At 70.6% G+C, this 9,102-nt stretch carries 10 protein-coding genes; 4 read left to right on the plus strand and 6 right to left on the minus strand.

The window, feature by feature from the left end; all coding sequences use genetic code 11:
* The 3 genes from AIIKEEIJ_RS34285 to AIIKEEIJ_RS08935 form a co-directional block, all read right to left on the minus strand.
* Positions 1–820, minus strand: an 820-nt coding sequence (locus AIIKEEIJ_RS34285) for a peptidylprolyl isomerase (protein WP_161995485.1), incomplete at its 3' end; no start/stop codon positions are given.
* 112 nt (positions 821–932) lie between these two features.
* The gene (locus AIIKEEIJ_RS08930; RefSeq protein WP_043798141.1) at positions 933–1,727 is read right to left on the minus strand and encodes a peptidylprolyl isomerase; all 795 of its coding nucleotides are present in this window, start codon (positions 1,725–1,727) and stop codon (positions 933–935) included.
* Positions 1,727–2,602, minus strand: coding sequence for a peptidylprolyl isomerase (locus AIIKEEIJ_RS08935; RefSeq protein ID WP_029543489.1), 876 nt, complete (start codon positions 2,600–2,602; stop codon positions 1,727–1,729). Before AIIKEEIJ_RS08935 ends, AIIKEEIJ_RS08930 begins: the two co-directional genes overlap by 1 nt.
* A 167-nt stretch (positions 2,603–2,769) precedes the next feature.
* On the opposite strand from AIIKEEIJ_RS08935, the gene AIIKEEIJ_RS08940 reads away from it, so the two are divergent.
* Genes AIIKEEIJ_RS08940 through AIIKEEIJ_RS08955 form a run of 4 tightly spaced genes read left to right on the plus strand, consistent with a single transcriptional unit; the run spans position 2,770 to position 6,157 of the window.
* Positions 2,770–3,453, plus strand: a complete 684-nt coding sequence (locus tag AIIKEEIJ_RS08940) for an MBL fold metallo-hydrolase (protein WP_006940999.1) — start codon at positions 2,770–2,772, stop codon at positions 3,451–3,453.
* A 49-nt stretch (positions 3,454–3,502) separates the two neighbouring features.
* The gene (gene hisS / locus AIIKEEIJ_RS08945) at positions 3,503–4,777 is read left to right on the plus strand and encodes a histidine--tRNA ligase (protein ID WP_006940998.1); all 1,275 of its coding nucleotides are present in this window, start codon (positions 3,503–3,505) and stop codon (positions 4,775–4,777) included.
* Positions 4,764–5,408 carry a hypothetical protein gene (locus tag AIIKEEIJ_RS08950; RefSeq protein WP_373867521.1) on the plus strand — a complete coding sequence of 215 codons (645 nt, stop codon included), beginning with the start codon at positions 4,764–4,766 and terminating at the stop codon, positions 5,406–5,408. Before hisS ends, AIIKEEIJ_RS08950 begins: the two co-directional genes overlap by 14 nt.
* 44 nt (positions 5,409–5,452) lie before the next feature.
* The gene (locus tag AIIKEEIJ_RS08955) at positions 5,453–6,157 is read left to right on the plus strand and encodes a hypothetical protein (protein WP_006940995.1); all 705 of its coding nucleotides are present in this window, start codon (positions 5,453–5,455) and stop codon (positions 6,155–6,157) included.
* A 71-nt stretch (positions 6,158–6,228) separates the two neighbouring features.
* On the opposite strand, the gene AIIKEEIJ_RS08960 is transcribed toward AIIKEEIJ_RS08955, so the two are convergent.
* The 3 genes from AIIKEEIJ_RS08960 to AIIKEEIJ_RS34290 form a co-directional block, all read right to left on the minus strand.
* A complete protein-coding gene (locus AIIKEEIJ_RS08960) occupies positions 6,229–6,723 on the minus strand; it encodes a hemerythrin domain-containing protein (protein ID WP_043798129.1) in 495 nt (164 codons plus the stop codon).
* Positions 6,724–6,821: 98 nt separating this feature from the next.
* Positions 6,822–8,570, minus strand: a complete 1,749-nt coding sequence (ctaD, locus tag AIIKEEIJ_RS08965) for an aa3-type cytochrome oxidase subunit I (protein ID WP_029543495.1) — start codon at positions 8,568–8,570, stop codon at positions 6,822–6,824.
* A gap of 264 nt (positions 8,571–8,834) precedes the next feature.
* The coding region (locus AIIKEEIJ_RS34290; RefSeq protein WP_443217098.1) for an Hsp20 family protein at positions 8,835–9,102 on the minus strand (268 nt) is incomplete at its 5' end.

The following is a 9,102-nucleotide window of genomic DNA, read 5'->3' on the forward strand; positions in this document are numbered from 1 at the left end:
GACCCTCGCCGCGGTCGTCCTCGTCGCCGCCTCGGCACTCATCGACGTGCGCGGCGTGATCCGCATGTGGCGGATGAGCCGGATCGAGGCCGGTCTCGCGGCGGCGGCCTTCCTCGAGCGCCCGCAGGCCGGGTTCTCCGACGGTGCCGAACACCGAATACTGCGGCTGCAGCAGGGAATCGCCGAACACGAGCAGGAACTGACTGCCGTTGCTGTCCCGGTGCCCGGCGTTGGCCATCGCGACGGTGCCGCGCGGATACACGACGGGGGACGGCAGATAGCCGTTCTCCCCGCGGACGACCGTGACGGGGTACTCGTCGGCGAACGTGTAGCCGGGCCCTCCCGTCCCGGATCCGGTGGGGTCGCCGCACCGGAACATCTGCATCCCCGGTTCGTCGGTCACGTGATGGCACTCGGTCCCGTCGAAGAAGCCCTGCCGGGCGAGGCCGACGAAACTCTGCACCGCACACGGCGCTGCGGCGCGCTCGAGGACCAGCGGGACCGGACCCGCGGAGGTCGTCAGCGTCAGCTCCACCGTCCCGGTCGCGGGCACGGACGTCGACGCGGGCACGGTCGCCGTCCTCGCGGCCGGCCCGGCGGCACGGAACGCGCAGGCGACGGTGGCGGCCGCCGGTTCCGGCCGCGGCGGCATCGCAACATAGGCGGACGGGTCGAAGCCGGGGGAGGTGGCGGCCGCGGTGGTCGTCGCCCGCAGCGCGGCAGGGGCGGGCCCGGTGTCGGAAGCGGCACACGCCGCAGCCGCGAGTGCTGCGCCGAGCGTCGCGGCCAGGCGCGCAGCAATGGAGGTACCTGAGGTCACAGACACGGCACAGTAGACGATCCCGTCACAATCCGACAGACCCCTGCCGGCGGCGGGGACGCGAACGCCCCGCCCACCGGCGGGTGGGCGGGGCGTTGGGAGACGCGCCGGATCAGTCCGTGCGGACGGCGGTCAGCGTCGTCGGCGCCGCCGGTGGTCCGTCGGGTCCGCCGCCGTCCACCCCGGCCGCGGCGATCTCGTCGAGGGTCGCCAGGCCGGTCTCGTCGATGGTGCCGAACACGGTGTACTGCGGCGGCAGGATCGAATCGCCGTAGACCAGGAAGAACTGGCTGCCGTTCGTGCCGGGACCGGCATTGGCCATCGCGAGCGTGCCCCGTGGGTAGATCATCGGATTCTGCGCCTGCGGATCTCCGGCCGCGTACTGGTCGGTGGGGAACTCGTTGGCGAACTCGTAGCCCGGTCCGCCGGTACCCGTGGCGGTGGGGTCGCCGCACTGCAGCACCGACAGCGTCGGGTCGGTCGTCAACCGGTGGCAGTCGGTGTCGTCGAAATACCCCTGGGAGGCCAGCGACAGGAAGCTGCCGACGGTGCACGGGGACAGCTCGCCCCGCAGGGCCAGCCCGATGTCGCCCTGGGTGGTCGCCACGGTGACGTCGGTGTCGGTGGTGGGGACGGCCTCGGCGCGCGGCGGCTGCACCGGCTTCGCGGCCGGTCGCCCGTCGGACGGGTACGCGCAGCTCACCGTATCGGGCAGCGGCTCGGCCCGCTGGGCGGGCAGGGCCGGGAAGTCGGACAGCGACGGTGCGGACGTCGGTGCCGAGGCCGCGGTGCTCGACGTGGACGTCGCGGACCCGTCGTCCGGGTCGCCGGAGCAGGCGGTGAGCAGCAGCGCCACACCGACCCCGGCCACGGCGGCCCGGGCAGCGCCGGATCGGGTACGGGTCATCAGTCCATCCTCACACTGGTCAGGGAGATCGGCTGGGCCGGCGCGCCGTCCTGGCCGCCGCCCTCGACCCCGGCGGCGGCGACCGTGTCGAGGGTCGCCAGGCCGGTCTCGTCGATGGTGCCGAACACGGTGTACTGCGGCGGCAGGATCGAGTCGCCGTACACGAGGAAGAACTGGCTGCCGTTGGTGCCGGCGCCGGCGTTGGCCATCGCGACGGTGCCGCGCGGGTACGTCAGCGGCTGCGTGGCCGCCGGATCCTCGGGCGCGTACTGGTCGGTGGGGAACTCGTTGGCGAACTGGTAGCCGGGGCCGCCGGCGCCGGTGCCGGTCGGGTCGCCGCACTGCAGCACGGCGAGCGAGTCGGACGTGGTCAGGCGGTGGCAGGCGGTGTCGTCGAAGTACCCCTGCGACGCCAGGGACAGGAAGTTGTTGACCGTGCACGGGGAGGTGTCGTTGTGCAGGACCAGGCCGATGTTGCCCTGGGTGGTCTCCACACTGACGCTGATGTCGGTATTGCCCTCGCCGGTGGTGAGGATGCCGTCGGTGCGCGGCGGCTGCACCGGCCTGGCCGGTTCGCCGCCGGGCGGGTACGCACAGTTCACCGATTCGGGCAGCGGTTCCGACCGGCCCGCGGGCAGCACCGCGAACTCGGTCTGCGCCGGGTCGGTCGTCTCCGACGCCGCGGTGGAGGCGGCGTCGTCGCCGCCGCGGCCGAGCACCCAGATGCCGACGCCCGCCGCGACGACCGCGGCCACACCGAGCGCCGACAGACCGATGGTCAGCTGGCGGCGCTTGCGCGCCCGCTGTGCCCGCCGTTCGAGTTGCCGCTCGAGTTTGCGTTTGGCGGCCTGGCGCCGCTGTGCGTTGCTCGGCACTGCAGTAGTCCTCCCGTAACCGATCGTCGTTGCCGGTCCCAGCGTCGCCGCTGGAACCCGGCTCGAGCCGGATCGAGTCTGCCACCCCAACCTGAGAACCGGGCGACGGGGAGCCCGGCCTAGGCTGTAGGGGCCACGCGAAGGCCCACACCGTAGGAGCGATGCCCGTGCTCGTCACCGGATTCCCCGCCGGGATGTTCCAGACCAACTGCTACATCCTCGCGCAGGACGACGCGAAGGAATGCGTCGTCGTCGACCCCGGGCAGGATGCCGCCGAGCCCCTCGCCGACTTTCTCACCCGGTCCGGACTGACGCCGCGCGCGGTGCTGCTCACCCACGGGCACCTCGACCACATCTGGTCGGCGCAGGCCGTCGCCGACCGCTACGACATCCCGGCCTATATCCATCCGGACGACCGCTACATGCTGACCGATCCCGGGCGCGGCATCGGCCCGACGTTGAAGCCGTTCCTCGAGGGCGCCGAATTCGCCGAGCCGCGGACCGTGATCGAACTGGCCGACGGGGACGAGATCGAGCACGCCGGCATCCGGTTCGCCGTCGATCACACCCCGGGGCACACCCAGGGCTCGGTGGTGCTGCGCACCCACGCGACGACCCCCGACGGCGACGACGTCGAGATCGCCCTCACCGGCGACACCCTGTTCCAGGGGTCGATCGGCCGCACCGACCTGCCGGGTGGCAACCACGAACAGCTGCTCGCGTCGATCGCGGCGAAACTGCTCGTGCGCGACGACGCCACCGCGATCCTGCCCGGCCACGGCCCGTCCAGCACCATCGGCCAGGAGCGGGTGTCGAACCCGTTCCTGGTGGGGCTGGCCGGCTCCCGCTGACCCGGCCCGGGCCGGCCTCCGATCCACCGACGAGAGAAAGCAGCGACAGTTGAGCAAGCCCTCCACGTTCTCGGCGCCCAAGGGTGTACCCGATTACGTCCCCCCGCAGTCCGCGGAGTTCGTCGCCGTGCGCGACGGGCTGACCCGCGCGGCGCGGCTGGCCGGCTACGGGCACATCGAGCTGCCGATCTTCGAGGACACCGGACTGTTCGCGCGCGGCGTCGGCGAGTCCACCGACGTCGTCAGCAAAGAGATGTACACGTTCGCCGATCGCGGCGACCGGTCCGTCACGCTGCGCCCGGAGGGCACCGCGGGTGTGATGCGGGCGGTGATCGAGCACGGCCTCGACCGTGGCCAGCTGCCCGTCAAGCTGAGCTACTCGGGCCCGTTCTTCCGGTACGAGCGCCCCCAGGCCGGCCGGTACCGCCAGCTGCAGCAGGTGGGCGTCGAGGCGATCGGCGTCGACGATCCGGCCCTCGACGCCGAGGTCATCGCCGTCGCCGACGCCGGATTCCGCAGCCTGGGCCTCGAGGGGTTCCGCCTCGAGATCACGTCCCTCGGCGACGAGACGTGCCGCCCGCAGTACCGGGAGTTGTTGCAGCAGTTCCTGTTCAAGCTGGACCTGGACGAGGAGACCCGCCGCCGCGCCGAGATCAACCCGTTGCGGGTGCTCGACGACAAACGCCCCCACGTGCGGGAGATGACGGCCGACGCGCCGCTCATGCTCGACCACCTTTCCGACACGGCCAAGGCGCACTTCGACGAGGTGCTCTCGCATCTCGACGCGCTCGGCGTGCCGTACACGATCAACCCGCGCATGGTGCGCGGCCTCGACTACTACACGAAGACGACGTTCGAATTCGTCCACGACGGGCTCGGCGCCCAGTCCGGGATCGGTGGCGGCGGCCGCTACGACGGCCTGATGGCGCAGCTCGGCGGCCAGCCGCTCTCCGGTATCGGCTTCGGGCTCGGCGTCGACCGCACGGTCCTCGCGCTCGCCGCCGAGGGCAGGACCGCAGGCAGCCCCGCCCGCTGCGAGGTGTTCTGCGTGCCGATGGGCGAGGCCGCCAAGTCGACGCTGGTGCCGATCGCCCACCGGCTGCGCGCCGCCGGCATCCGCGTGGACCTGGCGTACGGCGGTCGCGGCGTCAAGGGCGCGATGAAGGCCGCCGACCGTTCCGGTGCCGTGGTCGCGCTCGTGCTGGGGGAGCGCGAACTCGAGGCCGGCGAGATCGTCGTCAAGGACCTGCGCACCGGCGAACAGCACACCGTGCCGCTCGACGACGTGGTCGCCCGGGTCGGGGACGTCGTTGCCCGCACCTGACCCGTCGGCCCGTCCCGCGCCGACCCGTCTGGACCTGATCCCCACGCGGGTGCTCGCGCCCCGCGCCGGGAGAGTCGCGGTGTTCTCCCTCCTGATCGGCGTGGTGGCCGGTCTGCTGGTGTACCTGGTGTCCAGCCCGCTGGTTGCGGTCGTGTTCGGTGTGCTCGTCGGGGTGCCGCCCGCGGTGGGCGCCCTGGCGGTGCTGCGCCGGCACCGCTGGATCGACGGCACCACGGTCACCGCGAAGGGGGCGCTGCGCACCCGGCGGGTGGAGCTGCGCAACCTCGCCGGGGTCGAGCTGGTGGTGTCGGCGCTGCGGGTGAGTCAGGTGGTGTTGCGGCTCAACGACGGGGATCGGCTCGTGTCGGTTCCGCTGGCGTTGTACGCGAACGGCGGCTGCCGGGAGCTCGACGTACTGGCGTTGCGCCGACTCGCCGACGCGCTGGCGGCGAGCGAGCTGGCCTCGGCCGCCGCGATGTCGTCGGTGCTGGTGGAGCAGCTGCGGGCGGAGGCCCGCGACGCCGGGCTCGAGCAGCGGCCGCTGTACCGGGCGGTGCTGCTGGCCCGTGACGCCGGGCGCGTGCCGCAGACCACGCTCACCGACCACGAGGTGGCCTCGCTCGTCGAGTGAGCGCGGACCGATTGGGCTGTGGGTACCCCGGGTATGCGGGGCGCATGATCTCGCTGCACTCGGTGTTCTCCGGGCCGTTCCGAGCCGCCTCCGCGCTGCGCGGGGCGCGGGTGTTCCATCCACGTGGGGTGCTCTTCCGGGGCGTCGCGGAACTGGATTCGCGGTGGTGGCCGGTTCCGGCACCGGCGCGGGTGCCGGTCACCGCGCGGCTGTCCGGCGCCGTGGGCACGCCCGACGGCGTGCCCGACATCCTGGGTCTGGCGTTGCGGTTCTCCCTCGAGGACGGCCCGTGGGACATCCTGCTCGCCACCCTGCACGTGCCCACCAGGGCGGTCCTGCTGCCGGCCCGGGGCTGGTCGACCGCGCGGTACGGCTCCCTCATGGCCTATCGCACGAATGTCGACCTCGCGCCGCGGTGGATCTTCGCGTTCCCGGAGGGCGACCAGCCGTCCTCGACGTCCGTCCTGGAACTGGCCCGGCACGGCGTCCCGTTGCTGTTCTCGTTGCACGTGGCCTCGGCCCGTGGGCCGCTCGTGCCGGCCGGCCGCGTCACGCTCGAGTCCGCGGTGCCCGCCTCCGACGAGGCCCAGCCGTCGTTCGATCCGGTGCTCAACCACCCGGCGGCCGTCGAGCTGTGGCCGCGCTGGCTCGTGCCGTTCCGCCGCGACGCATACCGCGGCAGCCGCTCGGGACGCGGGGCATCCGACGCGTCCGCGCGGAGCGGTTTCCTCGACACTGCCGGAACGTAGTAGCCGGGGGTGCAGAGCAACTCTGCACCCCCGGCCTTCGTGGGCCGGACCGGAACCGGTCCGGCGACGCGTCAGCTCACGACGGCGTCGATCGTCTTCTTCAGGGCCGAGGGCTGCGCGGGGGAGTGCGGGGCCTTCTCCTTCAGCTCGAGCATCCGCGCCCCGATCTCCTGTAGCTGCTTACGGCCGAGTGCCTCCCGCACCCTCGGGAACCACTCCTCTTCCTCCTCCTCGATGTGGTGCTCGACGTTCTCGATGAGGACGGTCGTCTTCGCGTCGAACCGCTCGGCGTCGGGTTTCATCCCGGCCAGCTCCGTCACGAGGACGTCCGCGACGTGGTGCTCCTCGAACGATTCGAGGATGTCCGATTCGAGGTCGGGCAGCAGCGCGCGCACCTCGGGGTACATGCCCTCGTTCTCGATGTAGGTGTGCACCGTCAGCAGTTCGATGATCCGGCCGACGATCCGGCCCTTCTCGTCGCCGTCGTCCGCTCCGCGGAACTCGCGGAACAGCTTCCGGATCTCCTTGTGGTCTTCCTTCAACAACACGATCGCGTCAGTGGACACCAGGCCTCCCGCCGAAGTGGTTCTCGAATGCCCGCCGCCGTGAGGGGCGTGCGCTCCAGATACCCCGGCGGGAGCCCGATTACACCGATCCGTCCGAATCAGGTGCTCGGCGGTGTCCGCTCGGCGGTGTCCCGGACGTGGGGCTCCTCGGCCACCTCGGCGGCGTGGCGCCGGCCGACGCCGACGTGCGCCTCCGCCCGCATGGTCTCCACCATGTGCGGGTAGTGCAGCTCGAACGCCGGGCGCTCGGAGCGGATGCGCGGCAGCTCGTAGAAGTTGTGCCGCGGCGGCGGGCAGGTGGTGGCCCACTCGAGGGAGTTGCCGTAACCCCACGGGTCGTCGACGATCACCACCTGCCCGTACCGGTAGCTCTTGAACACGTTCCACAGGAACGGCAGGGTCGACACGCCGAGGGTGAAGGCACCGATCGTCGAGATGGTGTTGAGGGTGGTGAACCCGTCCGACGGCAGGTAGTCGGCGTAGCGGCGCGGCATGCCCTCGTTGCCCAGCCAGTGCTGCACCAGGAATGTGGTGTGGAAGCCGAGGAAGGTCAGCCAGAAGTGCCACTTGCCGAGGCGCTCGTCCATCAGCCGCCCGGTCATCTTCGGGAACCAGAAGTAGATGCCCGAGTAGGTGGCGAACACGATGGTGCCGAAGAGCACATAGTGGAAGTGCGCGACGACGAAGTAGGAGTCGTGGACGTGGAAGTCCAGCGGCGGGCTGGCGAGGACCACGCCGGTCAGGCCGCCGAAGAGGAAGGTGATGATGAAGCCGACCGCGAACAGCATCGGGGTCTCGAACGTCACCTGCCCCCGCCACATGGTGCCGATCCAGTTGAAGAACTTCACGCCGGTGGGCACCGCGATCAGGAACGTCATGAACGAGAAGTACGGCAGCAGCACGGCGCCGGTGGCGTACATGTGATGCGCCCACACGGCCATCGACAGGGCGCCGATCGCCAGGGTCGCGTAGACCAGGCCGGTGTAGCCGAAGATCGGCTTGCGCGAGAACACCGGAATGACCTCGGAGATGATGCCGAAGAACGGCAGCGCGATGACATACACCTCGGGGTGGCCGAAGAACCAGAACAGGTGCTGGTAGAGCATCACCCCGCCGTTGGCCGGGTCGTAGATGTTGCCGCCGAGCACGCGATCGACCAGCACTCCCATGAACGCGGCGGTCAGCAGCGGGAAGATCAGCAGGATCAGAATCATCGTGATGAAGATGTTCCAGGTGAAGATCGGCATCCGGAACATCGTCATGCCGGGGGCACGCAGGCACACGACCGTGGTGATCATGTTGACCCCGCCGAGGATGGTGCCGAGACCGGCGACGGCCAGACCGGCGAACCACAGGTTTCCGCCGACACCGGGGCTGTGCAGGTCGTCCGCGAGCGGAACGTAGGAGGTCCACCCGAAGTCCGGGGCGCCGCCCGGGGTGACGAGGGAGAAGGCCACGACGGAGGCGCCGAACAGGTACAGCCAGTAGCTGAACGCGTTCAGCCGGGGGAACGCGACGTCGGGCGCGCCGATCTGCAGCGGCAGGATGTAGTTCGCGAACCCGAACACGATCGGGGTCGCGTACATCAGCAGCATGATGCCGCCGTGCATGGTGAACAGCTGGTTGTACTGCTCGTTGGACAGGAACTGCATGCCCGGGACGGCGAGTTCGCTGCGGATCAGCAGGGCCATCAGCCCGCCGATCAGGAAGAAGGCGAACGAGGTCACGATGTACATCAGCCCGAGCATCTTCGGGTCGGTCGTCGTGACCAGCTTGTAGAACGTCGAGCCCTTGGGCGCATACCGCGGCGGATACGGGCGAACGGCCTTCGTCTCGGTGACAACCATGGTGCCTCCTTGCGCCTCCCGGGGGCGGCGATGTCGCTGCGGCGCCGGGTGCTCCGCTCGGCCTGAGACGGCACCCCGGAACGACCGCGGCATCATGCGGTAGGTCGAGCGTAACCGGCACCGGCCGCGCGCGGGAGGTTTTGCGAGGCGGATTGTCGTCCGTCCGCGCGGAATTCGAGGGGTTTCCGGGAACAATTCCTTGCCCCGCTGTGTTGTGAGTGGTACAAGAAAGGTGTAGCGGCCAGCATAGATCGACCGCTCTCCTCAACCGGCACGAAGAGAGTCTGTGGAGGTGGAAACGATGTTGATGCGCACCGATCCGTTCCGCGAGCTCGACCGCTTCGCGCAGCAGGTTCTCGGCACGGCGGCCCGTCCCGCGGTGATGCCCATGGACGCCTGGCGTGAGGGCGACAAGTTCGTCGTCGCCTCGATGTTGTCGGTGTCGAGGTTCTCGCCGAGGAACAGCTGCCGGCTGAACACTCCGCGCGGGCGCTCGGCAGCCACCATCTCCTGACTCTGGTCGCGTGCCGGC

This window comes from Rhodococcus sp. YH1, from assembly GCF_009939605.1.
Taxonomy (GTDB): domain Bacteria; phylum Actinomycetota; class Actinomycetes; order Mycobacteriales; family Mycobacteriaceae; genus Rhodococcus; species Rhodococcus aetherivorans.